Source organism: Commensalibacter sp. M0133 (assembly GCF_016101485.1).
In the GTDB taxonomy this organism is placed as follows: domain Bacteria; phylum Pseudomonadota; class Alphaproteobacteria; order Acetobacterales; family Acetobacteraceae; genus Commensalibacter; species Commensalibacter melissae.
Genome location: NZ_JACFQI010000001.1, coordinates 528,234 through 553,870 on the forward strand (window position 1 = coordinate 528,234; position 25,637 = coordinate 553,870).

The 25,637-nt window shown below is 37.9% G+C and carries 29 protein-coding genes; 3 read left to right on the forward strand and 26 right to left on the reverse strand.

Annotated features, from left to right (window positions below; translation table 11 throughout):
• Positions 1 to 13 precede the first annotated feature (13 nt).
• Genes argB through rpmH form a run of 6 tightly spaced genes read right to left on the reverse strand, consistent with a single transcriptional unit; the run spans position 14 to position 4,216 of the window.
• Positions 14 to 946, reverse strand: coding sequence for an acetylglutamate kinase (gene argB / locus H3T46_RS02400; protein ID WP_198197310.1), 933 nt, complete (start codon positions 944 to 946; stop codon positions 14 to 16).
• 24 nt (positions 947 to 970) lie between these two features.
• Complete coding sequence (yihA, locus tag H3T46_RS02405) at positions 971 to 1,630, reverse strand: ribosome biogenesis GTP-binding protein YihA/YsxC (protein ID WP_155580519.1); 660 nt, start codon at positions 1,628 to 1,630, stop codon at positions 971 to 973.
• A gap of 6 nt (positions 1,631 to 1,636) precedes the next feature.
• On the reverse strand, positions 1,637 to 3,406 hold the full coding sequence (yidC, locus tag H3T46_RS02410; protein WP_198197311.1) for a membrane protein insertase YidC: 1,770 nt from the start codon (positions 3,404 to 3,406) through the stop codon (positions 1,637 to 1,639).
• A gap of 34 nt (positions 3,407 to 3,440) precedes the next feature.
• Positions 3,441 to 3,668 carry a membrane protein insertion efficiency factor YidD gene (gene yidD, locus H3T46_RS02415; protein WP_155565576.1) on the reverse strand — a complete coding sequence of 76 codons (228 nt, stop codon included), beginning with the start codon at positions 3,666 to 3,668 and terminating at the stop codon, positions 3,441 to 3,443.
• Entirely contained in the window at positions 3,669 to 4,025 is a 357-nt protein-coding gene (gene rnpA, locus H3T46_RS02420) for a ribonuclease P protein component (RefSeq protein WP_198197663.1), read from the reverse strand. It lies immediately after the preceding gene.
• A gap of 56 nt (positions 4,026 to 4,081) precedes the next feature.
• Positions 4,082 to 4,216, reverse strand: coding sequence for a 50S ribosomal protein L34 (gene rpmH, locus H3T46_RS02425; protein WP_110438144.1), 135 nt, complete (start codon positions 4,214 to 4,216; stop codon positions 4,082 to 4,084).
• Positions 4,217 to 4,404: 188 nt separating this feature from the next.
• On the opposite strand from rpmH, the gene H3T46_RS02430 reads away from it, so the two are divergent.
• Positions 4,405 to 4,818, forward strand: a complete 414-nt coding sequence (locus tag H3T46_RS02430; protein ID WP_198197312.1) for a hypothetical protein — start codon at positions 4,405 to 4,407, stop codon at positions 4,816 to 4,818.
• Here the strand turns inward: H3T46_RS02430 and gloA are convergent.
• From gloA to folK, 20 genes are all read right to left on the reverse strand, one after another.
• Positions 4,815 to 5,204: a lactoylglutathione lyase gene (gloA, locus tag H3T46_RS02435; RefSeq protein WP_155580522.1), complete on the reverse strand. Its 390-nt coding sequence runs from the start codon at positions 5,202 to 5,204 to the stop codon at positions 4,815 to 4,817. The two genes, H3T46_RS02430 and gloA, sit on opposite strands and share 4 nt — an antisense overlap.
• Entirely contained in the window at positions 5,205 to 6,068 is an 864-nt protein-coding gene (locus H3T46_RS02440; RefSeq protein ID WP_198197313.1) for an LpxI family protein, read from the reverse strand.
• Between the two features lie 7 nt (positions 6,069 to 6,075).
• Complete coding sequence (gene lpxA, locus H3T46_RS02445; RefSeq protein WP_155580524.1) at positions 6,076 to 6,951, reverse strand: acyl-ACP--UDP-N-acetylglucosamine O-acyltransferase; 876 nt, start codon at positions 6,949 to 6,951, stop codon at positions 6,076 to 6,078.
• A gap of 85 nt (positions 6,952 to 7,036) precedes the next feature.
• A complete protein-coding gene (gene fabZ, locus H3T46_RS02450) occupies positions 7,037 to 7,492 on the reverse strand; it encodes a 3-hydroxyacyl-ACP dehydratase FabZ (protein WP_255412353.1) in 456 nt (151 codons plus the stop codon).
• Between the two features lie 98 nt (positions 7,493 to 7,590).
• Positions 7,591 to 8,658, reverse strand: coding sequence for a UDP-3-O-(3-hydroxymyristoyl)glucosamine N-acyltransferase (gene lpxD / locus H3T46_RS02455; RefSeq protein ID WP_198197314.1), 1,068 nt, complete (start codon positions 8,656 to 8,658; stop codon positions 7,591 to 7,593).
• Between the two features lie 26 nt (positions 8,659 to 8,684).
• Complete coding sequence (locus H3T46_RS02460; protein ID WP_230873065.1) at positions 8,685 to 9,578, reverse strand: OmpH family outer membrane protein; 894 nt, start codon at positions 9,576 to 9,578, stop codon at positions 8,685 to 8,687.
• Between the two features lie 9 nt (positions 9,579 to 9,587).
• The gene (bamA, locus tag H3T46_RS02465) at positions 9,588 to 12,011 is read right to left on the reverse strand and encodes an outer membrane protein assembly factor BamA (protein ID WP_198197665.1); all 2,424 of its coding nucleotides are present in this window, start codon (positions 12,009 to 12,011) and stop codon (positions 9,588 to 9,590) included.
• Positions 12,012 to 12,210: 199 nt separating this feature from the next.
• Entirely contained in the window at positions 12,211 to 13,317 is a 1,107-nt protein-coding gene (gene rseP / locus H3T46_RS02470) for an RIP metalloprotease RseP (RefSeq protein ID WP_155569348.1), read from the reverse strand.
• A 25-nt stretch (positions 13,318 to 13,342) separates the two neighbouring features.
• The gene (gene dxr, locus H3T46_RS02475; RefSeq protein WP_155568219.1) at positions 13,343 to 14,500 is read right to left on the reverse strand and encodes a 1-deoxy-D-xylulose-5-phosphate reductoisomerase; all 1,158 of its coding nucleotides are present in this window, start codon (positions 14,498 to 14,500) and stop codon (positions 13,343 to 13,345) included.
• A 45-nt stretch (positions 14,501 to 14,545) separates the two neighbouring features.
• The gene (locus H3T46_RS02480) at positions 14,546 to 15,424 is read right to left on the reverse strand and encodes a phosphatidate cytidylyltransferase (protein WP_198197315.1); all 879 of its coding nucleotides are present in this window, start codon (positions 15,422 to 15,424) and stop codon (positions 14,546 to 14,548) included.
• On the reverse strand, positions 15,417 to 16,190 hold the full coding sequence (locus H3T46_RS02485) for an isoprenyl transferase (protein ID WP_232349948.1): 774 nt from the start codon (positions 16,188 to 16,190) through the stop codon (positions 15,417 to 15,419). Before H3T46_RS02485 ends, H3T46_RS02480 begins: the two co-directional genes overlap by 8 nt.
• 25 nt (positions 16,191 to 16,215) lie before the next feature.
• Positions 16,216 to 16,737 carry a ribosome recycling factor gene (gene frr, locus H3T46_RS02490; RefSeq protein ID WP_155565942.1) on the reverse strand — a complete coding sequence of 174 codons (522 nt, stop codon included), beginning with the start codon at positions 16,735 to 16,737 and terminating at the stop codon, positions 16,216 to 16,218.
• 87 nt (positions 16,738 to 16,824) lie between these two features.
• A complete protein-coding gene (gene pyrH / locus H3T46_RS02495; RefSeq protein WP_198194876.1) occupies positions 16,825 to 17,568 on the reverse strand; it encodes a UMP kinase in 744 nt (247 codons plus the stop codon).
• A gap of 112 nt (positions 17,569 to 17,680) precedes the next feature.
• Positions 17,681 to 18,565, reverse strand: coding sequence for a GTPase Era (gene era, locus H3T46_RS02500; protein ID WP_198197316.1), 885 nt, complete (start codon positions 18,563 to 18,565; stop codon positions 17,681 to 17,683).
• On the reverse strand, positions 18,565 to 19,317 hold the full coding sequence (gene rnc, locus H3T46_RS02505; RefSeq protein WP_110438159.1) for a ribonuclease III: 753 nt from the start codon (positions 19,315 to 19,317) through the stop codon (positions 18,565 to 18,567). The genes era and rnc overlap by 1 nt, the downstream gene beginning before the upstream one ends.
• The gene (gene lepB, locus H3T46_RS02510; protein ID WP_155565588.1) at positions 19,314 to 20,174 is read right to left on the reverse strand and encodes a signal peptidase I; all 861 of its coding nucleotides are present in this window, start codon (positions 20,172 to 20,174) and stop codon (positions 19,314 to 19,316) included. The genes rnc and lepB overlap by 4 nt, the downstream gene beginning before the upstream one ends.
• 69 nt (positions 20,175 to 20,243) lie before the next feature.
• A complete protein-coding gene (gene acpS, locus H3T46_RS02515) occupies positions 20,244 to 20,666 on the reverse strand; it encodes a holo-ACP synthase (RefSeq protein ID WP_122123716.1) in 423 nt (140 codons plus the stop codon).
• A 16-nt stretch (positions 20,667 to 20,682) separates the two neighbouring features.
• Positions 20,683 to 22,950, reverse strand: coding sequence for a bifunctional (p)ppGpp synthetase/guanosine-3',5'-bis(diphosphate) 3'-pyrophosphohydrolase (locus H3T46_RS02520; protein WP_110438162.1), 2,268 nt, complete (start codon positions 22,948 to 22,950; stop codon positions 20,683 to 20,685).
• A 70-nt stretch (positions 22,951 to 23,020) separates the two neighbouring features.
• The gene (gene rpoZ / locus H3T46_RS02525) at positions 23,021 to 23,428 is read right to left on the reverse strand and encodes a DNA-directed RNA polymerase subunit omega (RefSeq protein WP_110438163.1); all 408 of its coding nucleotides are present in this window, start codon (positions 23,426 to 23,428) and stop codon (positions 23,021 to 23,023) included.
• 57 nt (positions 23,429 to 23,485) lie between these two features.
• Entirely contained in the window at positions 23,486 to 23,983 is a 498-nt protein-coding gene (gene folK / locus H3T46_RS02530) for a 2-amino-4-hydroxy-6-hydroxymethyldihydropteridine diphosphokinase (RefSeq protein WP_155565589.1), read from the reverse strand.
• A 178-nt stretch (positions 23,984 to 24,161) separates the two neighbouring features.
• Here folK and H3T46_RS02535 point away from each other — a divergent pair, with 178 nt between their 5' ends.
• Both H3T46_RS02535 and H3T46_RS02540 read left to right on the forward strand, forming a co-directional pair.
• On the forward strand, positions 24,162 to 24,707 hold the full coding sequence (locus tag H3T46_RS02535; protein ID WP_110438165.1) for an NYN domain-containing protein: 546 nt from the start codon (positions 24,162 to 24,164) through the stop codon (positions 24,705 to 24,707).
• Positions 24,708 to 24,769: 62 nt separating this feature from the next.
• Positions 24,770 to 25,405: a uracil-DNA glycosylase gene (locus tag H3T46_RS02540; protein ID WP_198197317.1), complete on the forward strand. Its 636-nt coding sequence runs from the start codon at positions 24,770 to 24,772 to the stop codon at positions 25,403 to 25,405.
• Positions 25,406 to 25,637: the final 232 nt, after the last annotated feature.

Sequence of the window (25,637 nt, forward strand, 5' to 3'; positions counted from 1 at the left end):
AAAATAATTTATATTATAATACTTTACCAGAACGAATTATGGTCCCTGATCCACCTTCAGTAAATAATTCCAGTAAACAGGCATGTGGTACTCGTCCATCCATAATTACTGCAGCTTGGGCGCCAGCTTTAACTGCCTCTAGACATGTTTCAATCTTTGGAATCATTCCACCTGTTATAATTCCTGATGCTATTGCTTCCTTGGCTTCCTCTTCCGTTAATTCAGAAATAAGATTTCCATCTTTATCCAAGACACCCGGTACATCAGTTAACATAAATAATCTTGAGGCCCTGACTGCCCCGGCAATTGACCCTGCGGCAATATCGGCATTAATATTATAGGTTTGCCCCTGTTTATCGGTTCCAATAGGTGCGACAACAGGAATTAGTCCAGAACCAGATAAAGCATATAAAACCCTAGGATCAATATGAACAGGTTCACCAACCAGTCCCAGGTCAATTGTTTTCTCACACTTGAGAGTTTCATCCCAGACATGTTTAACAAGCTTGTGCGCCTCGATTAAGCCGCCGTCCTTACCTGATATACCCACTGCCAAAGCGCCAGCCTGATTAATGAGGGTCGCAACCTGCTTGTTGACTGTCCCGGCCAGAACCATTTCAATCACATCAATTATAGCTTCACTCGTAATACGCAAACCATCAATGAAATTCGATTCAATTTCCATCCGCTTCAGCATTTGATTTATTTGGGGACCTCCCCCATGAACAATTATTGGATTGATTCCAACCTGTTTCAAAAGCGCAATATCATGACCGAAATCGTTTGACAAGTGATTGTCAACCATGGCATGACCACCATATTTGATAACAATCGTATCACCCGTATAGCGTCTTAAATATGGCAAGGCTCTTGCAAGCGTCTTGGCTTGTTCATGCGCCTCTTTGGCAGCTTCCTTAACTGACTCTAACGATTGATGATTACCCATAATAGTTAAATCCTGATGATTCTCTTAGATAAGCTGAGCCAAATCAGCCCGAAGTTCTTGAATACCTATATTTTTTTGACTGCTTGTAAAACGTATATAAGGATAGGCAGCAGTATGTTTTGCAATCAAGTTCTTTATCTCTTGTTTTTTTTGTGAAAATTGAACCGAACTCAAACCATCACATTTTGTCATTACAATCTGAAATGTAACAGCCGCTCTATCCAATAAATTCATAATCTGATGATCACTTTCTTTAAGCTCTATACGAGCGTCAAGCAAAAGCATAACCCTTAAAAGGGTTGGTCTTCCCCTTAAAAAGGAAAACATCATCTTTTGCCAATCTTTTTTAACGGATTGAGAGGCCTTGGCATAGCCATAGCCTGGCATATCAACAAAAACCAAACAATCACCAATATTGAAAAAATTCAATTGTTGAGTCCTGCCTGGCTCTGAAGAAGCTCTTGCCAGCATTTTTTGCCCTGTTAACGCATTAATCAAACTCGATTTGCCTACATTTGAACGTCCGGCAAAAGCAACTTCCGGTAATAAGGAGGGTTCAAGCTGATTTAACCGTTGTGCACCAAAGAAAAATTTTGCTTCTCGAGAAAAAAGAAGCCGCCCAGCTTCAATAAACTGGGCATTTTCATTATTTTGATGAGTGGATATGCCATTTTTTGAAAACATGGCTACCTATCCTTTTTTTGATTTAGAAATGGCTTGTTTTTCCTTGATTGCCATATGTTTTTGAATAACAAGCTGCTGAATTGCTGTTAACAGGTTGTTCCAACTATAATAAATTACCAATCCAACAGGTTGCGTAGCCAGTACAACCGTAAAAATAACTGGCATCAATTGAAACATTTTCTTCTGGACAGGATCAATTACTGCAGGATTCAATTTTTGCTGCAAGAACATTGTTGTCCCAAATAACAAAGGCCAGATACCGACATGCAACAAAGGTGAAATAACAGAAGGATCAAAAGGAATAAGACCAAATAAATTCAGTATATTAGTTGGATCCGGGGCTGACAAATCATGAATCCATCCAAAAAACGGCGCATGTCGCATTTCAATTGTGACGTACAAATCCTTATACAAACACCAGAAAATCGGAATCTGAATTAACATCGGCAAACAACCACTGGCAGGATTTACCCCCTGCTCCTTGTACAATAGCATCATCTGCTGATTCATCTGTGCCTGGTCGCCTTTATAGCGTTCACGAATTTCTTTCATTTTTGGCTGCAATTCTTTCATCTTGCCCATCGAATGAAATTGTTTTGAAGCCAAAGGATAAAAAACAAGTTTTACAATCAAGGTAAATGTTAATAAAGCAAGACCGAAATTACCCCATAAACCATTTAACCAATCCAGAACGATAAAAATTGGATAGGTAAGAAATGAAAACCACCCGAAATCAACAGATTTCCAGAAATTGGGAATATGATATTCTTTTTCATAACGGTTAAGAAGGTGAAGTTCCTTCGCACCAGAAAATACATTTCCATCCGTTACGACAACCTCACCAGGTCCTACAGAAATTGGCTGTTGTGAAGTGAAACCAACCTGGTATGTCCCTTTTTGATTTTCTGAATCTCCTGAATTATTCGCATGATCTTCTGGAACAAATCCATAATGAACTGTCACATTCTTATCCTGTTGTGGAACAATGGCATTTAACCAGTATTTATCGGTTATACCCGCCCAGCCCCCTTTACTGTTCTGACTCCAGGCAATATGATATTGCCCTTTGGAATTTTCCCGCAGATATTTATAGGAATTTTGTTCCAGACGATCATTTATAATTCCTAATGGCCCTTCATGCATTAAATAGCCACCAACCTCTTTTGGTGCATATCCACGATTAACACGTCCGTAAAAAACAAAATGAACAGGTTGACTTGATTTATTTTTAACCTTTTGCTCAATATGAAAAAGATATTCCTTATCAAGTGAAATAATTTTCTGGAATTCAATTCCTGCACCATTATCCCAAGTCAGGGTTAAAGGGTGGCCAGGAGTTAATTTTTCTTCATCCGCCTTCCATACAGAAGTTGAATCAGGAAATTTAACAGACGTATTATCTGTATTAAACCAACCTGTTTCAATATAATTGGGTTCTTTACTATCTGCCTTGTCAAGGACTCTAACCAATAGTGAATCAGCTTTAACCGTTTCATGATAGTTTTTTAAAACCAAATCATCAAAAACAGCACCCCGAAGATTGATTGATCCTTTTACAGCGTTTGCCTCAAAAGGAATTCTCACTTCAGGACCAGTCACTTTTGCTATTGTTTTAATTTCATGAGGAATATTGGACTGGGACTGTCCGGTTCCAGTTTGTTGAGTCACCTGTTTTTCATTTTCATGCACTGAAGACGTTTGAGGCGTAAAATATTCAAATGCAAAAAGAATTAAAACAGAAAGTAAAGTCGCCAGAAAAAAGCGCTTATTATCCATTCAAAGCCAGCCAATCATTCTTTGTTTTAGAAAACTAATAACTTGTTTTTTTTGGAGGAACAGGGTCATTTCCACCCGCATTCCAAGGGTTACATCGCAAAATGCGCCATCCACCAAATAAAATGCCCTTTACAACACCATGTTGTTCTATGGCTATCTTCATGTATTCACTACAACTTGGATTAAAACGACAATTATGTCCCAAAAATGGGCTTATACACAACCGATAAAAATCAATTGAATGAATAAGCAATTTTTTCATTTACGCATCAAATTTCATGCCAGCCTTCTTTAAAGCCTGGTAAAAATCGTGAACGATATGGGGATAAGGTTTTGAAAAAGTTTTGTTACGCCCTATTAGAACCAAATCAACCCCACATAGACGTATTTCTTTTCCAGCTTGATAAATCACGGCTCGCAATCGACGTTTTATACGATTTCGTACAACCGCGTTTCCTACTTTTTTTGTTACGGTAAACCCTACCCTTCCCGGTTGATTATCATGCCTGTTCAAGAATTGTAATACCAAACTGGATGTAGGGATTTTTTGCCCTTGAGCAGCCACTTTCAAAAAGTGCACTCTTTTTTTCAAGTGTAAAAGCTTAAAGTCGGATTGAATTGACTGAACCCTTTGTAACCTTATCTTTCTAAAAAGTCGTTCTGACAAAGCAGATCTTACGCAGAAAGACGTTTACGACCTTTGGCCCTACGACTTGAAATAACCTTACGACCGCCAACAGTAGCCATACGTGCACGAAAACCGTGGCGATGTTTACGAACAATTTTGGAAGGTTGATAGGTACGCTTCACGAAATTTCTCCTTAAAAATATTGCAAATTGTATTTATTCCAGAATAAGCCATCAAAGGTCAACAGAATAATAACTCTTAAAAAGCTGTTTATAATCTGATTATGGGAAATCGTCAATCAAACTCAATAGCCATAAAATGTTTTTTATGATATTTTAAGAGAATTAATCAATATATATAATGCTTGAAAATGACATTTCATAAAAATCAATTCCATTTATGCAAAAATTTATTAAATTATGTTGTCTATTTGCTTGAAGGCGTTTTTGTTTATTTAATTTTAATGTTACTCTATGAATACAATTTAGATATAAAGCTAATTTTGCTATCTGGTTGCTTGATTTTTTGTGCAACTCTTTTTCTAATGAATTTCTTGTTTCAATCGCAAATATATAAAGTTAAAAACAATCATTATCGACAACTTTCACTTTTAAGACATGATGTTAAGGGCTTGTTATCACCAGCCTTATTACAGGCCGATCGCATCATCCTAAATAAGTCTGCTGATAAAATAATTATTCAATCAGCAGAATCAATCGCCAGTTCTATTGAAAAAACTTCTGATTATCTAAATTCCACAAAAAAGATTGATAATTTATTCTAATCATTTTGAATGAGTTCAATTTTGTAACCGTCTGGATCCTCCACAAAAGCTATGAATGTTTTCCCAAATTTAACGGGTCCTGGTTCACGAGTAATTTTGCCACCCGATTGTCTAATTTTCTCAACCAATAGGGTAACATCATCAACACCAAAAGCAAGATGACCAAATCCTGTTCCCACATTATAGGGCGTTTCACATCCCCAATTATAGGTCAGTTCGAGTTCTGCCCCACCTTTGTCATTACCTTGATAGGCCATATAAACCAATGTATACTTACCCTCTGGCACATCCTTACGACGCACTTCATGAAGCCCCAGCGTTTTATAAAATGAAATGGACTTGTCAAGATCGAAAACCCGAAGCATTGTATGTAAAAACATTGACATTCAATTTTCCTTACGCAAATATTTTTGTTCAAATGTCACAGGATTATAGCTTAACAGAAACAGGCCTTTTTGATTTGCAATTGCAACCATTTCGTCTTTGTGGATTAATAATGTTCCCTCTGCCTCGAAGGCGATACCTCTTAATCCGGAATAATGGGCATTATATACCGTTTTTGGACCAATGGTTGGCATATCGGCTTTTCGTTCCTGATTCGGTTTGACCTGTTTGATCAAAATGCCGCCCAAACCTGGTTGCTGACAGTCTTTCGCCCGTTTTAACATGGCATCAGTTCCTTCCATGGCTTCTACAGCAATAACCAATTCATTTTGAACAATACATGCCTGTCCAATATCAAGCTCTCCTATAACTTTATTAATTTTAATTCCTTTAGCAATATCCTGTAAAGCCAATTTATCTGGAATAACATCTCCTAAAATTCCCTCATATACAGGCTGTAAAAATTCATGAGCTCCTCGTACTGTAAACCCTTCCTCATTTAGCACACGAACAAGGGAGGCAAGCAATCCATCATCTCCAGCAAAAAGGGCCTTACCTATTTTTCCTAATATTCTTACCCCTTCCGGGTCTGGACGAAGATCAAAAAACGATGGTCGTTTCACTGGTCCAATCAAGACAAGTTCTTTACAATTATTCTGACGTAAAGTATTTAGAATATGTCCTGCAGCGGCTAATCTTACATATTCATGTGGCCAAGAGCTGACAATATGAGGTTCTGCAAAATCCTTAAAAGCCACAATAAAAATAGAATACCCTTTTTTCTTTGCAGCTTCTGCAACCTTTCCTGGCAAAGGTCCTCCTCCTGCCAAGATACCTAAAACAGGCTGTTGTCGGTTTTTATCCATCTAATATTTAATCATCATTTTCAGAAGAGGAAATCATGCGTCCAACTTTAACCAATCCACGTCGGCTCGGATTCTGAATAAAATCCAGTATTTCCTTTACACGCTCAATATGTCCATATTTTTCACGCACTAATTTCAACCGTTCATCAAAAACCATTTCTTGTTCATTTTCTTTCGGGAAAAGAATTCGATAAACGCCTCTTAAAGCATGCAACTCCTGATTTTTAACCCCATTTCGTTTCAGCCAAATCCAATGCATTCCCACCAAACGGGCCCGATTACCTATTACACTACCATAGGGTATGACATCAGATTCAACTCCTGTTACACCCCCTACCAGGGCCCCTCTACCAATTCTTACGAATTGATGAATAGCTGCACATCCCATAATTCGTGCATCATCATCTATGTGAACATGCCCCCCTAGAACAACATTGTTCACAATGATCACTCTATCTCCTAAATAGCAATCATGTGCAATATGAGAGTTAACCATTATCAGACAATCGGAACCTACGCGGGTCACCCCATTTCCGATAGCTGTTCCGCGATGAATTGTCACTTGTTCCCGAACAATGGTACGGGCACCAATGATACAGCTTGTCAACTCACCTTTATATTTCAAATCTTGCGGGGCCAGACCAATTGTAGAGAATGGATAATAGACTGAATCTTTTCCCAAAACAGTTTTTCCCTCGACAATGACATTTGCTATAAGTTTTGCACCATCTTCAACAACAACATCATCACCAACAATACACCATGGACCAATATGTATTCCCTGTCCCAACTTAGCTTTTTCAGACACAATTGCCGATGGATGGATATAACAATCACGAGAGGAACGATTTATTTGTATATTTTTTGTCAGAGTTTCCTCCATCCCCTTAAAAAACTTTAAAACAACTCAATACTTATAATTATGATAAAATTAAGTTTATATTTTAAATATTTCCATAAATGAATTTTTAGCCAACAATCATGGCACTGAAAATTGCCTCAGCCACTGAAACTCCATTAACTTTTGCTATACCACGAAATTTCCAGACATTTGCACGGTTACGTTCTTTTTCCACATGAATATGCAATTGATCCCCTGGAACAACGGGCTTTCTGAATTTCGCGCTATCCACAGTCATAAAATATACAAGTTTACCTTCGAATTCACTTCCAAGTGTTTTTACGACCAAAACCGCTGCCGTCTGAGCCATAGCTTCAATTATTAAAACACCAGGCATAACAGGATGTCCCGGAAAATGCCCAATAAAAAACTGATCATTTACCGTAACATTCTTAATTCCTGTTGCAGAGCTTCCCAATTTTACATCGACTACACGATCAATAAGCAAAAATGGATATCGATGCGGAATAGCCTTCATTATTCCCTCGATATCAATAACAAGTATATCGATTTCACTATTTATTGTATCTGATTGAACTGTAGAATTTTCTAGATTTTTATTCACGTTTTCAAACCATTATAAGAACGAAAAAATTAATTATTATTGCAAAACAAGAATGTTCATTCTTTTTCTTTTGAAGACGACTTAACAAGACGCCTTAAAAAAGCAACATTTCTGAAAAACTCTCGAAAAGGCATTGCCGGACTACCAATTACATCGGATTTAGCATCAATATCCGACATTACACCACATTGTGCACCTATTCGGGCATGTTCCCCAATATGGATATGTCCAATCAAACCTGCCTGTGCAGCAATTGTAACGAAATCCTCCAATCGGGTCGAGCCGGATATTCCAGCCTGGGCTACCACAATGCAGCATTTTCCCATTTGGACATTATGCCCGATTTGAACTAGATTATCTATTCTCGATCCCTCACCAATAACCGTATCTCTTACCGATCCCCGATCAATTGTTGAGTTAGAACCAATTTCAACATCATCTTTCAGGATAACTTTACCTATTTGAGGCACACTTAAAAAACCATGTTCACTAATGGCAAAACCAAATCCATCCTGTCCTATCCTAACTCCTGGATATAACGTAATTCTATTCCCCAAAATTGCACAGCTCAAAGAAACATGACTTCCAATTCGACAGTTTTCACCAATTTCCACACCCTGTTCAATGACAGTATGTGACCCAATAATTGAACCCTTTCCAATTTTCACGTTTGCCTTTATCACTACAAATTCCTGGATTTCAACTTCATCATCAATCTGGGCAGTTGAGTCAATACAGGCAGAAGAATGAATACCGGCTTGAACCGAACTTTTAGGATAAAACAAAGATGCTATTCTCGCCCATTCCAAATACGGGTTTTTTGTTACCAATGCATGAGAATGATGGGGTATTTTATCTACAAAAGCAGGTGAAACAATTATTAATCCGGCTTTTGTTTGAGATAGCAAGTCAATATATCGTTTATTATCAAGAAAACTAACCTCATTTTGCGTGGCTGATTGCAAAGGTGCAATTCCCATTAAATCAAAAGATTTATCTCGACCATTGTATGCCGGAACAAATTTGGCTTCAGAAGTCCCAATAATCTGTTCCAAGGCAATAGGCGCAGATTTTTTAAAAAAACGAGAATCACCAGGACAATTATTAATCGTATTCAGATTCACTTTATAATAACACCTGATTTTATTAATTATTTAGTTGTTTTCTTTGGTTCAACCGCTTTGGTCTGAGATTTTTGAGGTTCAGGATTCGCTGTTGTTGGCATTGTTCCACTTTTTGCCAATTCTTCAGGATCGACATTTGCCGCAGGCACAAAAACAGATGGTAGATTTTTATTAAGCTCTTTTAAAACATCATTTGTAATATCGAGCTCATTAACGCTTAATGCGACTTGCTCACGATGTAGTACCAAATTCATATTATGACTGGAAGCCACATTCTGAATAATCTGAATCAATTCACGTTCAATCTGTCCAAAAGAAACTTGTGCCGCCTCTTGAATAATCCTGCTTCGATTGCGAAAATCCTTTTGTGCCTTTAAAACACGTGCCTGTAACTGACGTGCACGCGATTGAATTTGTTCAGAAGTCATTGTTCTAGCTTTTGCCTGAATTTGCTGTTGTTCCGAACGCCAAACTTTTTGTTCTTTTTGAACATCCTGTTGCAGATTGTCCCTACGGGCTTCCAATAATTTTGAGGCTTCAAGATAAGCGGTTGATTGACGCATAACATCCGGAACACTGATTACCCCAATTACAGCCTGTGGTGGTGGGTTGGATTTTGCAATAGGAGCTGGTGTTGGAATTGGCGGTAATGGCAAAACAGGCTGATTTTGATTCTGCATGTCGGTTTCATCGGAATCATCCGTGTCAGGAACAGAAGCAACCGGTACAGCTTTACTAACATTAGCAGTGGAATGCTTTACTGTTTTTGGCGTATTAATAACAGGTTTTGTCTGGCTCCCTTTAGGAATGAACCATCCATTATTCTCGTCTGCGGCATGGACAGAATTATTAAATCCAGAAAATGAAGGAATAATCATTAACCCTGTCACCGCCAAAAAAAGCTTTAAATTTTTTGCCATTATAAATCCTTAAAACTGTTGTCCAAAACCAAATCTTAATAGTTGTACCCGGTCACGTCTCTGTTTGACAATAGGTATACCAACATCAACATTCAACATACCGAAAGGACTTTTCCATGAGATACCAGCACCAGTACTTACACGCGGTGTCATTGAATTTCCCCAAATCGGTGTATAACGATCTCCATCAGTCGCTTTATTGGTATAACGGCGTTTGACACGCATTCCTCCCAAAGCACCCATATCCACAAAATAACGACCCATTAAACCCAGATCACGTGAAGCGGGCATGGGAAAATTAATTTGTGCTGAAGCCGTGTACATGAAACGACCTCCCAGGAAATCTTCCTCACCATGGGATTTACCCTCAACCACATGACTGATTGGATGGGTTCTTGGTCCAACTCCACCATCATAGAAACCACGCAGATTGTTACCACCAAGATAAAAGTTATCAATAACGCTTCTATGACTATGTCCTGAAATATCGCTTATATACCCTGCACCACCACTGATACTCAATGTCCAATCACGATTACCGGTAAAATCATCCAGGGGGAAATACTGGGCGGCATCAATTTTACCGCGAACATATTTCGTGTCACCACCGACACCAGCAAAATCACCACCCAGGCGAACCAAGGTTCCACTGTGAGGATTCATTCTCGAATCTCTCGTGTCATAAGTAATCGTCGTACCAATTTGCGACAAGAATGAATAGCCTTTTTGATCAAGAATATAGAAAGATGAGTGGCTCCAAATATCATGAACCCTTCTTTCCATAATCGAATATGTCCATTGCTGTGACAGAACGTTATTAAACGCGTATCCGATACGGAAAGTTGCGCCATACCTGTTTTCGGCATAGTTCTGATAAGTCTGATAATTATTTTCAAGATAGAATATATCAATTCCCGCAACCATATTTTTACCCAGAAAATATGGATCTGTTATCGAAAAATCAGCTTGTCGAGCATAATAGGCCATCGTACCGTTAATTCCCGCATCAACCCCTGTTCCAAGGAAATTACGCTGCCTTAACCCTATATTTCCCAATACACCGGAATCCGTAGAATATCCTCCCCCTAGTGAGAATTCACCTGTTGGTTTTTCCTGAACATTTACAGAAACCATTCGTTTATCAGGAGCGGAACCTTTACTTTTTTCTACTTTGACAGTTTTGAAATATCCCAAATCCTCAACTGATTGCTTTATATATTTCTCGGTTGTATCAGTAAAAGGATCATTTTCAGCTATAGGCAACTCACGACGGATAACCTTATCCTGAGTCACCGTATTACCGTTAATGTCTATTCTCTCAACATAAACCCTCGGCCCTTCCATAACATCAAAAAGCAGATCAACAATCTTTTTTTCCGGATTACGCGCAATTTCGGGTCTTACCACGGCAAAGGGATGTCCCTGTGACTGCAATGTTTCCTGAATATCTTTAGCTAAATCATCAATTTCCTTACCATCATAGATTTGCCCTTTACGTATTGGAATCATACGTTGAACTTTTTCAGCTGTCACATTTTCAACATTTGATCGGGCATCAACCTTACCCAGGCGATATTGAGGACCCTCTTCCATTGTATAGGTGATGTAAAAAGATTTATGGTCAGGTGATAATTCACCCGTAGCATTGATCATTTTGAAATCGACATAACCGTTACGTAAATAAAATCTTCGAATCAATTCCGCATCATAACGGACACGTTCCGGATTATACTGATCGGAAGAGGAAAAGAATCGATACCACGCAGCTTCTTTTGAAGAGGTTACCTGACTTAAACGTGCCTCACTGAATGCATGGTTACCAACAAAAGTAAGTTTTTTAATTAAAGTTTTAGGACCCTCATCAATTCTAAAAACAACATCAATACGATTATGAGACAGGTTGATAATTTGTGGCGTAACAGTTACTGAATAACGTCCTTTTGCTCCATACATGGCAAGGATACGCTGACGATCAGAAGCAATCAGTGAAGGGGAATAAACAGAACGCGCCCTCAAGGAAGTGTATTTCTGAATATCCGTATCCTTGAGTTTGGAATTACCCTCATAAGCAACACGATTGATAATCGGATTCTCTATAACCTTGATCTGTAACGTACTGCCGGAACGATGCAGGCTTATATCTTTGAATAAACCTGTGGCATAAAGTGTTTTTAAAGAACGATCCAATAAATCCTTATTAAATGGATCACCTGGTTGGGCCAGCATATAAGAAAGAACTGTCGGGGTTTCAACTCGATCATTTCCATATACTTCAATTGATTGGATAATACCGCCCTGTTTCGTTACTTGATTATCAACAGAACGCTTTTTATTACGGGATTTTTTTATAGAACTTCGACGATAATCCGTTTTTTTATGATGAGATGCATAGGAAGTTTTACTTGTTGTTTGAGCATGTAACGATACGCACATAAAAGGAAATATGCATACAGAAGCAAACAACGCCGAACGTTTACCGGACAAATCAGCCACCCTTTATTACCAAAACAAATCCATTCAATTCAATATCACAAGAAATACAACAATTAAATCAAATTTTATTTCTTAAACTAAAGGGGTAACGATTTTTAATCCTTTTTACAAGTTTTTGATTACAGAAATTGAATAGAATTTATTTACTGTGGCTTGTAAACCAGCTTATCAAACCCAATTGTGATATATCGTTATATGTTGAAAATAAAAAAAGCAACAAAATCAATCCGAAACCGATTTGAAATGCCCATGCCTGAATTTTTTTATGCACAGGTTTACGACATACAGCTTCAATAACATAAAATAATAACCGTCCTCCATCCAACATTGGAATCGGAAACAAATTTATAAGGCCTAAATTAATGGATAAGACTGCCATCATTAAGATTAATTGATCAAAACCTTTTTCAGCAACTTGACCAGAAATCTGGGCTATTTTTATTGGTCCGCCCAGTTCACTCAAGGAACGTTGTCTGGTAACCATCTGCCCCAGTCCAATAACAGTGTCAGCGGTTATATTCCATGTTTCTCGGAATGCATACACTACAGAATCTTCGATTGACAATCGATGTTTTTCAACAAAAATCCTGCCCATGACAATCCCCAACTGCCCTACTGATTTATGGTCAATTAATTTTGAACTAATTGTGATCGGTAATGAAACTTCCTTACCTTCTCTCTTCACAATCACCGTTGTCATCATTCCCGGATGCTTTTTCGCAAATAAAGCCAGGGATTGAGCATCAGGATTTTTATATCTGTCAATTTGAATAATAATATCATTGGGCTTCATACCAGCTTGGCTGGCAGCACTATTGGGAACAATATTTTCCACCACTGGTTTAATAAAAGGTTTACCTGAAATTGCGAATACACCGGCAAACAGGATCACGGCTAAAACAAAATTAAAAAAAGGTCCTGCAAAAATAACGATTGAACGATCCATTACAGGTTTTGCATGAAATGTCTTCCCCGGAATCCAATTTGCTTTTTGTTCATCCGTGGCATCTTCCGGATCTTCAAATCCATGCGGTTTTACGTAACCACCCAACGGAATAGGACATAATCGCCATTCGGTTCCAACCTTATCACGCCATTTATATAGCGGTTTGCCAAAACCAATTGAAAATACGTCGACATGAACCCCACGCCAACGTGCAGCCAAATAATGACCAAGTTCATGAATGAATACAAGCACTCCTAATACAAATATGAAAGAGATAATTGTTACTATAAACGCATGCATCCAGTCTTACCCTATATTTCTTAGATTAGTTATTGTAATTGTTCAGCCACTCTTTTGCGCAACGACGAGCTTCCATATCCCAATGCAACACATCTTCTAGTGAATTCGCCGTCGGTGCACCAAGTTTTTGCATGACGGTTTCAACTAGAACCGCTATATGGAGAAAACGAATTTTTTCATGAAGAAATGCATCAACTGCCACTTCATTGGCTGCTGATAGAATAGTTGGCGCACATTTACCAGCTTTCAAGGATTCACGTGCCAATCTTAAAGCTGGAAATCTTGTTTCGTCAGGTGCTTCAAAATCCAACTTTCCTGCCTTGGCAAGATTCAATCGTTCAACATTTGAATACATTCTCTTTGGCCACGCCAGAGTATGAGCAATTGGAATTCTCATATCTGGAGAACCAAGTTGTGCCAAGATACTTCCATCCTCATATTGTACCATACTGTGTACAATGGATTGGGGGTGGATTAAAACATCAATTTTATTCTCGCTTACGGAAAACAACCTGGCCGCCTCAATAATTTCCAAGCCTTTATTAAACATTGTTGCTGAATCAATGGTAATCTTGGCACCCATCGTCCATGTCGGATGTTTTAAAGCCTGATCTAGTGAAACATTTTTCATCTCTTCAAGGGAAAATTTTCGAAATGGCCCACCAGAAGCGGTTAGAATGATTTTTTCAATTGCATTATATTGTTTGTCCGCCATTGACTGAAAAACAGCATTATGCTCGGAATCAACAGGAAGTAATGTCGCGCCAGCCTCTTTCACGGCCTTTAACATCACATCTCCAGCTGAAACCAAGGCCTCTTTGTTAGCCAAGGCAACATAACGACCGTTTTTAACGGCGGCCAAAGTTGGTTCCAAACCAATGGCACCAGTAATAGCCGCCATTGTCCAATCAACAGGAATAGCTGCCGCCTCCAAGACAGCCTGACGCCCCCCCATTACCTTTACAGGGAAAGAATTCAGCAATTCTTTCAATTCTGGTAAAAATTGATCATCTGCAATAACAGCATATTCAGCATTAAGCCTAATTGCCTGTTCAGCAAGTCTTTTAAAATTCTTGCCCCCAATCAAGGCAACTGTTTTGAACGCCTGAGGATCTTGCAACAAGAGATCAACTGTCGAACACCCAATACTTCCTGTACAACCCAATATTGAAACCGTCTTCATTTCCTGAAAATCCTCATCATGTCCAAAACCAGAATGCTCCCTTTATTATTTAAACAAATATAAAGGTATATTAGGTTTTATATTAAATATTAATTGATTATTAGCTAGCGATCCACCATTCCATTTGACACCCTCTATTTCAGATGGCAGAAAGAAAGTAAGAAGAGCAACCAAAATTGATACTGTCAACAAAGCATCGCAACGATCCAGAACCCCCCCATGTCCCGGAATAATTTTGCCTGAATCTTTAACACCTAAAATACGTTTAAGTTTACTTTCAAGCAAATCACCAATTTGCGCCATAATACCGATAAGAACACTCAAAATACATCCGATAAGATAGGAATGTCCTATTCCTTGATTCAAATATCCAATGATACAGGCGCCTATGCACCCAGCACCAATCAATCCGCCTATAGCCCCCGACCAGGTTTTGCCAGGAGAGACAGAAGGAATGAGTTTGGGTCCACCAACAAGCTTTCCAACAAGATAGGCACAACTGTCACTTGCAATAACAACCGAAACAATCCAGATGATCATCCAGGTTTGAAAGCCTGTCATAAATCGTAGCCATAATAAAGATAAACCAGCGCCACCGATAATCACTGATCCCAACCATAATTGTGGTCCAAAGATAAAGGCAAATCCCAATATGATATAAAGCGATTGTGTCCACATCCCTTCAAGGGCGGCGCAATAGGCTATAACAGGCCAAAATAAAAACAGGCACCCCTTAAAATTTTTATAACTAATTTTAAAAAGATTTTCCCATTCATATACCATTACGATACTTATAATGGAAATCATACCGATGTAATACCATTCACCCCATACGATACAAATCAAAGCAACAGGAACAATAATCACTGCAGAAACAATTCGTACAGGCAAATCCTGCCAGGAAGCTTGCTGATTACTATTCACTATCTTCTAATCCCGGTCTGGCACCAAAACGTCGTTCCCGACGAATATAAATATCTATAACCCTATCAAAATCCTTTTTGTCAAAATCTGGCCAAAGCGTATCAATGAAAATTAATTCAGCATAAGCGGCCTGCCATAAAAGAAAATTTGATAATCTGCTTTCACCACTTGTTCGTAAAATAAGATCTGGATCTGGTATATCTGCCGTAAAAAGATATGATGCAAATAAATCTTCTGTTATGTCCCGTAAATCAAGCAACTTGTCAACCCGATCCTGACAAATTCTTTTAACTGCCTGAATAACCTCTCCTCTCCCTCCATAGGAAAGAGCCAAAGTCAGGACAAGCGCATCATTATTCTTTGTCAAATATTCCACTGCATGCAAATCGTTTTGAAGATTTTGGTCAAAACGTGTAATATCACCAATTATACGAATACGAATATTCTGCTTATGAAGCTTTTTAACTTCACTTTTAAGGTAAAATTTCAAAAGGCCGGTTAAATCTGATACTTCCTCTGGAGTTCTTTGCCAATTTTCAGAAGAAAACGCATAAAGAGTCAACCATCTTATCTTTTTTTCAATAGCAAATTCTATACTTCGTTTAACCGCCTGTGCACCTGCACGATGTCCGGCAATTCTCGGCAATCCTCTTGCAGCCGCCCAACGACTGTTGCCATCCATAATGATCGCAACATGTTGGGGTATTTCACAATCATCCATTGTTGATGATATTTTGACATTATCATGAACAGTAGGTAAAACCATTAATTATCAACCTGATGTTTATGATCTATACCTGTTTAATGTCACGTTCTTTTTCAGCAAAAACCTCATCAATTTTATTGACATACTGATCTGTTATTTTCTGAATTTCATCAGACCAATCTTTTACATCATCTTGGCTGATTTCACCTTTTTTTTCAGCAGCTTTGGTTTTGTCCATTCCATCACGACGAACACCCCTCACCGCAATTTTTGCATTTTCAGCATACCGGCTTGCAGCCTTAACCATTTCATTACGTCGCTCTTCAGTCAACTGTGGAATAGGCACTCTAATTAATTGCCCGTCAGGAATAGGATTCAATCCCAACCCACTTTCCCTTATCGCCTTGTCTACAGCGGATGCTAGCGTCTTGTCCCATACTTGAACAGATAACATTCGTGATTCTGGCGCTGTAATGGAAGCGACCTGAGTAATTGGTGTAATGCTTCCATAAGCATCAACGCGAATAGGCTCCAGCAAGGCCGGAGTTGCACGTCCCGAACGCAACCCTGCCAGATCATGCTTAAAAGATTCAATAGCACTCTGCATACGTCGTGTCAGATCCTGCTTTAAACTATTAATATCATCAACCACATCAACACCTTTTAAAATTATTAAGATTATTTAATTTATCTTTTACTTATGATTTGAAGAAGAAGCAACCACTCTGGTACAAACACCATTCCCCAATAACACATTTTCAAAATTGCCCTCTTTGTGTACATTAAACACTATTATTGGCAACTTATTATCCTGAGCCAGACTAAAAGCCGTCGCATCCATGATATTTAATTCCTTGATGAGAGCCTCAGAATAGGTGATTGTATCATATCTTTTGGCATCAGGATTGTTCTTGGGGTCGCTATCATAGACACCGTCAACCTGTGTCCCTTTCAGCATAATATCACATCCCATCTCAATGGCTCGCAACGCTGCAGCTGTATCCGTAGTAAAATAGGGATTTCCCGTACCCGCCGCAAAAATAACCACCCGTCCCTGTTTTATATGTGAAATGGCCTTGTTTCTTACATAATTTTCTGCAATCTGAGGAATATCAATCGCCGACATGATACAGCTTTCAATATGATGCTGTTCCAAAACATTATGCAAAACAATTGCGTTAATCACTGTAGCCAGCATTCCAGCATAATCACCATGAACACGATCTATTCCCTTGGAGGCTGCAGTCATGCCACGAAAAATATTGCCACCACCGATTACCAAACAAACTTCCACACCAGACTTAACAACATTGGCGATATCGCTTACAATAGCGTTTGCAACTTTGGGATCGATACCATAACTACCTTCACCCAGTAAAGCCTCACCTGAAATTTTCAATAAAACTCGTTTAGGAACAATTTTTTCTGAAGAAACCATTATAAATTCACATTGTAAATAAAGTTTTTAAGTGGTTAAAGATATTATATCAGCCATTAAAATTTTGAAAGAATGAAAATAAATTTTAATTGATTAACAAACAATGCTTATCCTATGAAAGATCAAGCCCTATGGCTTTTAATCGATTATTTTCACTATCCCAATTCTTTCTTTCCTTAACTGTTAAAAAAACGTGACATGGCCGTTCCAATAAACGAGAAAGTTCTTTTCGGGCCCGTTCACCGATCATTCGTATTTTTTGTCCTTGATGCCCAATTATAATCGCTTTGTGATTGGGTTTAGAGACATATATTACCAAATCAACCCGTATTGAATAATCAGATTTTTCTTTGAAACTTTCTGTTTCAACGGTTATTGCATAAGGAATTTCTTCATGAGTCTTCATAAAAATTTGTTCACGCACCAACTCGGCAGCAAGCAACCGGTCTGGCAAATTGGTCAAATCATCATCTGGATACAACCATGGCCCTTCAGGAACCTCTTTTGCCAGTGCTTCCATTAAATCATTTACACCATTCCCCTTTTTCGCACTCACCATAAAACTACGTTCTATTGAAAGTAAACTATTAACCTGATCTGCAAGAGGTAACAGTTTCTGGGGGATAATTTTATCAATTTTATTTAATACCAACCAAATACGGTGGCTAGTTTCCTTCAATTTTTGAATTATAAGGTTAATCTCTTCATTTAATCCATTATGTGCATCCAGAATAAAAAGGGTTATATCTGAATCCACCGCACCGGTCCAGGCATTTGAAACCATCAATTCGTCCAGACGTCTTTTAGGCTTAAATATACCTGGTGTATCGACCAAAAGAATTTGAGATTGCTGATGCATAACAATTCCCAATATCCTCATTCTTGTTGTTTGTGCCTTGGGGCTGACAATTGACAATTTCGCCCCTACCATTTGATTTAACAAAGTTGATTTACCAGCATTTGGTGCGCCTATTAATGCAACAAAACCGCAACGCATCACTTATTACCCTGTCTCTTGATTTTATTAACCTTATTTAGTTTGCCTAGCAAATCCTTGGCTGCCGCACTCTGTGCACTTCTTTTGCTTCCCCCTTTACCTTGTCCCTCCATATTTTGTGCCTTGACGTTTATAATAAATACAGGCGTATGGGACGGACCCTCCTGGGAAACCAATTCATATACTGGTAAAGGCAATCCTCTTGTCAACAGCCATTCTTGCAATGCTGTTTTTGAATCTTTGGGAGGCAGCGCCTGCGCTTTCATAATATCAACCCATAATTTACGGACGAATTTTCTAACAGGTTCAAGTCCTCCATCAAGATACATTGCCCCCAAAATAGCCTCTACAGCATCAGCCAGAACACTTTCGGTATAATTGACCCCGGCTTTTTCTTCATGTGACGCAACATGAATACTGTTATGAATTTCAAGTTTTGATGCTATTTTTGCCAAAACTGTTTTGGACACAAGATTGGCATGACGAGGTCCAAGATCACCTTCCTGCTCATCCGGAAAACGTTCCAATAACCATTCCGCCATCACCAATCCTAAAACACGATCACCAATAAACTCCAACCGTTCATTTGACCGGGCTCTTTTCCTTTTTTTATGTGCATATTTTTGTTCATACACTGCGGAACGATGGGTTAAAGCCTTTCGGAACAATGACTTTTTTACAAATTCATATCCCAGTTTATTTTCAAGTTCTTTTTCAGAAGAATTCAGGGAGTTAATAGTTATTTTTGTCATTTTACCGCTTTAAACAATCTATCCCAACGTATTTCAACTGGCCAATACCAAAATTGCCAAACTGGATGCTGACTATCATAAGAATAAAAAATAAACTGCACTTTCCCGATTAAGTGATCAATTGGGACATATCCAAGATAATCTGGCGAATTAGGATCTGTGAATCGACTGTCCGCACTATGTTCACGATTATCACCCATAGCGAAAAAATGTCCCTGAGGCACCTTGTAGATAACAGTATTATTTACGTTTAATTCCCCATTCCATAAATAGGGAGATTGTTCATATTCATCAAAATCTTTTTGCAGAATATCGTGTTTAACAATTTTACTATTGGCTGGTAGGAATTCAGTAAATCGATGATCCACTTCAACAGGAACAGAAGAATTCTCTTTATAGTGATATTCTCCTCTAAATTGACGTTCAACGGCCTTGCCATTTACGTATAAAACACTATTTTTTACCTGAACAGTGTCTCCCGGCAAACCGATAATTCTTTTTACGTAGTAATCGTAGGGAGGCTTAGTACTTCTGAAAACAGCTACATCTCCTCTTTTCGGAGCTTTATACCATAGCCTGCCTTTAAGATCCGGATGATAGAAAGGTAAGGAATAGCGAGAATACCCATAACTGTATTTACTAACAAAAATATAATCCCCAACCAAAAGGGTCGGGATCATTGAACCAGATGGGATATTGCAGGGCTCGAATAGTAAAATGCGTATAACAAGAATAATAAGACCACCCCAAAAGATAGTAGAAATCAATTCCTTGATCTGATGCCATATTGAATCATGTTTTTCATTATTTCCTGTATCTTTTACAGGTTTATTTATCTTATCCTGATTATTTTCCATATAAACAATCTATCTTGTTAAATTCCTAATAGGTGCCCGATTTAGATGCGGTATTTCAAAGTTTCACGATCACTGTTCATTTACGGTATTCATTGGAAGCATTTCAATAATAACTTGCGCAAATGCATAAGGATATTCGTCACTCATAGTCAATAAAATATTCGTTTTTTTATTTTTATCAATTAATTTTTGTAAAGATCTGAAAGCGCCATTATATAATCTTAATGTCGGTTTACCTTTTTCGTTATTGACAATTTCAATATCCTTGTAAAAAACCTCTTCTGTAAATCCCGTACCCAATGCCTTGGCACAGGCCTCCTTTGCTGCCCACCGCTTGGCATAAGTTCCAGACTTAAGTTTGTCTGATCGCATTTCAGCCTTTTTTATCTCTTTATCAGTAAATATACGATGAAGAAAACGTTCCTTATGGTGTGTAATGACTTTTTCGATACGACGAATGTCACATAAATCTGACCCAATACCAATAATCACTTTATTTCTCCATTAATCATGAACATGATCGTTCAACATGGACAATCCCCTTGACCATTTGCAAACCATTGATAACCTGATTTAAATGTGTAAGATCTTTAACTTCCACATCCAAAAGAATTTCGATGAAATCCATATGTCGGTTAACAATTTTCAAATTTATCAAAGAACCATCATACTGAACAATACGATTGGCAATAGTTGCCAGAATGACGTTGTCGTTTTCCGCCACAATTTTAATACGCGCTGTATAATTTTTCTGTCTATTCACCTGGTTTAATATATCATAGTCCCAATCCAAACTCATAAAACGTTCTGGGGTAGCAGAAAAACTGTTTAATGTTGAACATTCCTTGCGATGAATAGTGATCCCCTTACCTGTTGCAACAATACCAACAATGGCATCATCAGGAATTGGATGACAGCAACCCGCAAAATGAACCACAATTCCCTTATCCATACCTTTCAATGGGGAAGAGAATTTATGATCGTCTTTATTTTTATTTTGGCTAATACGACCTTTATCGCTTAACCCGGGCACAAAACGAGGGGCACGTTTAATAGGTTTTAATTCTGGGTAAGCAACATATACTATATCTTTGGCAGAAATATTATCGCTACCCACCGCTATATATAATTCATCAAGAGAGGTTTGTTTAAAATTCTTTAAAACAGTTTCAAGAATTTTTTGTGATCCATCAACACCTTCCTGCCGAAAAGCCTTAGCCAACGCAACGCGTCCAGCTTCCATTTTCAATTCTTTTTGTTGATTACTGACAAAATGACGAATTCGAGCTCTTGCTTTTCCAGTAACTACAAATCTTTCCCAGGATGGAGAAGGGTTACCTTCCCGTGCAGTCATAATTTCCACTTGATCGCCATTTTTTAATTTTTGGCGCAAGGGGATAAGTCGTCCATTCACTTTTGCACCAACACAACGATCCCCAACCTGACTATGAACCGCATAGGCAAAGTCGACAGGTGTCGCTCCTCTTGGTAGCTGGATCAATTCCCCTTTCGGTGTGAAACAAAAAACGAGATCCTGATATAATTCCAGCTTCGTATTTTCCAAAAATTCATCTGGGGCTGTTGAATCTTCAAGAATTTCAAGAAGATCCTGAACCCAGCGTAATTTTTTCATCTTGGCAGCAATGCCAATAACCTGGTCATTATTTTTACTGTTTTTGTTAATAATCGGCAGCTGCTTATATATCCAATGAGACGCAACACCATTTTCAGCAATATCATGCATCTCTCTTGTACGGATTTGAATTTCAATTTTCTGATTGCGGGGAAAACGCAAGGTTACCCCCGTATGAATACTCTGATAACCATTGGCCTTGGGCGCTGAAATATAGTCTTTAAAACGTCCGGCTACAACAGGGTAATGACTATGCACTATTCCAAGGGCTGTATAACAATCCTCTTTGGTTTCAACCACAATTCGAAATGCCATTATATCGGAAAGCTGTTCAAAGGTAACCTGCCTTCGCTGCATTTTTTCCCAAATAGAGTAACAAGATTTTTCCCTTCCCGTTACCTCGACCTGCTTCAACCCACCCTTTTGGCAGATTGCCTTAAGCTCGGCACAGACTTCCTCAATAATATCTGCACCCTGTCCACGCAAGAAATTTAAACGCGCTTTAATAGAAGCATCTGCCTCAGGTTCCAAAACAGAAAATGCAATATTTTGCAATTCCCTTTTCACATTATCCATTCCGATACGTTCAGCCAATGGCGCGTAAATATCCATTGTTTCACGAGCAATACGCTGCCTACGATCCAGTCTTTGAACATAGTGTAAAGTACGCATGTTATGCAGACGATCAGCAAGCTTGACAATCAATACACGTATATCCTTGGACATCGCCAAGACAAGTTTACGAAAATTTTCAGCTTGTTTTGTCTTATCAGATTGTAATTCAAGCCTTGTCAGTTTGGTAACGCCATCCACCAAATCTGCAACAACCTTGCTGAATTCTTTTTCTATAAATTCTCGGGTAATTTCTGTATCTTCTATCGTATCATGCAAAAGACCTGTTACGATAGAGGCAATGTCAACTTTCATATGAGCCAAAATATTTGCCACAGCCAAAGGATGTGTAATATATGGAGCCCCATTGTCACGATACTGTTTCTCGTGTGCTTGAACAGAAATTCTAAAAGCTTTCTCTACACAAGCAACATTCGCCTCCGGCTCATATTTCCGAATACGATCAATTAATCCAGCGCAATCAATTTGATTGCTTTCACTCAAGGCTATGGGAAAGCTGATATTTTCCACTTATAATCCAAAAATTAAATGACACTCTTATTTAATTTTATAGATTATAAAACTGAAAAATAAAATTAAATTATTCCTCTTTATTTTCAGAAGCCATACGACGACGATCCAATTCATGCATGATCTGATTAATGTTCTCAAAGGAATTTGTCGGTTTGGCCTGTTCTTCCTCGATTGAAACATCTTGAAGGCCAAAGATATTTTTTTCCGCCGGGATCAGATCTGCAACCTCTTCCTCCACTGGTTCAGGTTCAGGAGCACGAGTCAGGGTACGGATAATATCATTTTTAATTGTTGCAAGATCAATTTTTTCATCTGCAATTTCTCTTAGGGCAACCACTGGATTTTTATCATTGTCACGATCTATAGTTAACGCCTCACCTCTTGAAATGTTACGTGCTCGTTGTGAAGCATAAAGCACCAATTCAAAACGATTAGGAATTTTTTCAACACAATCTTCTACAGTAACGCGTGCCATTCAAATTAATCTCCAGATTCAAAAGGATTTAACCAATATCATATTTTTATCAAGAAATCAAATGTAAGGTTCAATACCCTGATCAGGTGGTAGTTCTGATATTAATTCATCAAGTGATTTCTTGCTTTCGGGATGAACCCAATTTGGCAATACATCTCTTAAGGGATATAAAACAAAAGCCCTTAAATGTGCCCGGGGATGCGGCACGATCAATCGTGATGAATCTTTGATGATTTTGTCATGATATGCGATTATATCGAGGTCAAGCGGGCGAGATTCATTTATCTTTTGACGTATTCTACCTGCTTTGTCCTCCAAATCATTTAAAATTGACAGTAAATCTTCGCATGGAATTTGACTATCAAATAATATGACACCATTTATATATAAAGGTTGAGATGACGGCGGAATTGGTGTAGTTTGGTACATTGGAGAAACGATCATGGAGGTATCATTAAGTTTTTTACCCAAATAATAAAATGCTTTTTGACACATTTCATAAGGGTTGTCTCCCCATGCTCCTGGAAGGTTGCTTCCGATTGAAATAATAATCATAGTTTTGTAATAATTACCTAAATAATAAATTTACATCACAAGGATACAAAATATCTCGCCTTTTAATGTAAAATTGATATAACCTATAAAATGTTGATATAACTGATAAAACAAATTATGTATAACGATTTTTATTCTTATTTAACTCCTGCTTTCAAAAATTTTAAGGTGCTTATAAATGTTTCTTAAAAATAATGAAAAGGTCTGCTTATTTATCGATGGAGCAAACCTTTATTCCGCATCACGTAATCTGAATTTTGATGTCGATTACAGAAATTTACTCAATTTTTTTAAAAAACAATGTAACGTCATTCGTGCCTATTATTATTCTGCTGTTCTGGATACAGAAGAATATTCTCCATTAAAACCCCTGACTGACTGGTTAGCCTATAATGGGTTTCTTCTGGTTACCAAGAATGCCCGTGAATTTACAGACCAAAATGGTCGGCGAAGGGTAAAAGGAAGCATGGATATTGAATTGGCTGTCGATATGATGGAAATTGCTCCAAAAATTGATCATGCCATATTATTCAGTGGTGATGCCGATTTACGACGCCTTGTTGAATCCGTTCAACGACAGGGGGTACGTGTTTCTGTCGTATCTTCTATCAAAACCAACCCACCCATGATTGGTGATGAATTAAGAAGACAAGCCGATCAATTTATTGAATTAACAAGCATTGCACCCGAGTTCACTCGACGGCCAAATGAAGCCCAACAATAACTATACATAATCTTTATATCCAATTTTATTACAGTCTATTTTTTCAAAAAATATTTGATTTCATGATAAATTTAACACCTGACATAAATTGTAGCATTTGTCCTCGTCTTAAAAATTTTAGAGAAGAAAATAAAGAAAAATTTCCCACAGGCTGGAATGCACCTGTTCCAACCTGGGGGAATATTAATTCAGAATTACTTGTTGTTGGTCTAGCTCCGGGATTAAAAGGGGCAAACTTGACCGGGCGTCCTTTCACGGGAGATTATGCAGGCATTTTACTCTACAATACTCTTATCAAATACAAATTTGCCTCTGGAACCTATCAGGCTGATCCCAATGATGGTTTGACCCTGATCAATTGTAAAATCTTGAATGCCGTTCGTTGCGTGCCACCTCAAAATAAACCAACAACGCAAGAGGAAAAAAACTGTCGCCCTTATTTGAAATCAGCAATTGAAAATATGATGAATTTAAAAATTATTTTGGCATTGGGTGTAATTGCACATAAAAATATTTTGTCATGTTTTAACATTTCGAATTCTAAAGTGAAATTCAAGCATGGACAATATATTCAACTAAATAAAAAAATATCGCTAGTCGACAGCTATCATGTATCAAAATACAATACAAGTACCAGATTATTAACAACGGAAATGTTTGAAAATTTGATAGAATCTATTCACGTCAAACTTGATTAGGGTTACTTTCTCTTTTTTAAAAAAAATTGAAAAATAATTATCAAGATCATTATTACAACTAATAATCCATAAACAAATAACGGGAATATTCCAAGAGCCATCTCTACTGTCATAACTTAAATTCTACAGTTTTTACAAGTTATAATATTTTCTAAATAAAATAACCCATTTCAATTAAAATAAAAAATTTTGTTTCTAAAAATTGCAATAGATTTTGCTGATATTTTTATCT

What these genes read in the sequence shown, in the direction of transcription:
- dxr (WP_155568219.1), bottom strand. Translation starts at nt 14,500, where the DNA reads ATGAAGACGGTTTCAATATTGGGTTGTACAGGAAGTATTGGGTGTTCG.
- H3T46_RS02485 (WP_232349948.1), bottom strand. Translation starts at nt 16,190, where the DNA reads ATGGTTTTACCTACTGTTCATGATAATGTCAAAATATCATCAACAATG.
- gloA (WP_155580522.1), bottom strand. Translation starts at nt 5,204, where the DNA reads ATGTCAATGTTTTTACATACAATGCTTCGGGTTTTCGATCTTGACAAG.
- lepB (WP_155565588.1), bottom strand. Translation starts at nt 20,174, where the DNA reads ATGGAAAATAATCAGGATAAGATAAATAAACCTGTAAAAGATACAGGA.
- era (WP_198197316.1), bottom strand. Translation starts at nt 18,565, where the DNA reads ATGCGTTGCGGTTTTGTTGCATTAATAGGCGCACCAAATGCTGGTAAA.
- H3T46_RS02540 (WP_198197317.1), top strand. Translation starts at nt 24,770, where the DNA reads ATGATAAATTTAACACCTGACATAAATTGTAGCATTTGTCCTCGTCTT.
- lpxA (WP_155580524.1), bottom strand. Translation starts at nt 6,951, where the DNA reads ATGGAGGAAACTCTGACAAAAAATATACAAATAAATCGTTCCTCTCGT.
- rnc (WP_110438159.1), bottom strand. Translation starts at nt 19,317, where the DNA reads ATGACAAAAATAACTATTAACTCCCTGAATTCTTCTGAAAAAGAACTT.
- bamA (WP_198197665.1), bottom strand. Translation starts at nt 12,011, where the DNA reads ATGTGCGTATCGTTACATGCTCAAACAACAAGTAAAACTTCCTATGCA.
- rpoZ (WP_110438163.1), bottom strand. Translation starts at nt 23,428, where the DNA reads ATGGCACGCGTTACTGTAGAAGATTGTGTTGAAAAAATTCCTAATCGT.
- argB (WP_198197310.1), bottom strand. Translation starts at nt 946, where the DNA reads ATGGGTAATCATCAATCGTTAGAGTCAGTTAAGGAAGCTGCCAAAGAG.
- H3T46_RS02535 (WP_110438165.1), top strand. Translation starts at nt 24,162, where the DNA reads ATGTTTCTTAAAAATAATGAAAAGGTCTGCTTATTTATCGATGGAGCA.
- H3T46_RS02430 (WP_198197312.1), top strand. Translation starts at nt 4,405, where the DNA reads ATGACATTTCATAAAAATCAATTCCATTTATGCAAAAATTTATTAAAT.
- yihA (WP_155580519.1), bottom strand. Translation starts at nt 1,630, where the DNA reads ATGTTTTCAAAAAATGGCATATCCACTCATCAAAATAATGAAAATGCC.
- rseP (WP_155569348.1), bottom strand. Translation starts at nt 13,317, where the DNA reads ATGCATGCGTTTATAGTAACAATTATCTCTTTCATATTTGTATTAGGA.
- folK (WP_155565589.1), bottom strand. Translation starts at nt 23,983, where the DNA reads ATGATTATTATTTCAATCGGAAGCAACCTTCCAGGAGCATGGGGAGAC.
- frr (WP_155565942.1), bottom strand. Translation starts at nt 16,737, where the DNA reads ATGCAGAGTGCTATTGAATCTTTTAAGCATGATCTGGCAGGGTTGCGT.
- H3T46_RS02440 (WP_198197313.1), bottom strand. Translation starts at nt 6,068, where the DNA reads ATGGATAAAAACCGACAACAGCCTGTTTTAGGTATCTTGGCAGGAGGA.
- H3T46_RS02460 (WP_230873065.1), bottom strand. Translation starts at nt 9,578, where the DNA reads ATGGCAAAAAATTTAAAGCTTTTTTTGGCGGTGACAGGGTTAATGATT.
- pyrH (WP_198194876.1), bottom strand. Translation starts at nt 17,568, where the DNA reads ATGGTTTCTTCAGAAAAAATTGTTCCTAAACGAGTTTTATTGAAAATT.
- yidD (WP_155565576.1), bottom strand. Translation starts at nt 3,668, where the DNA reads ATGAAAAAATTGCTTATTCATTCAATTGATTTTTATCGGTTGTGTATA.
- yidC (WP_198197311.1), bottom strand. Translation starts at nt 3,406, where the DNA reads ATGGATAATAAGCGCTTTTTTCTGGCGACTTTACTTTCTGTTTTAATT.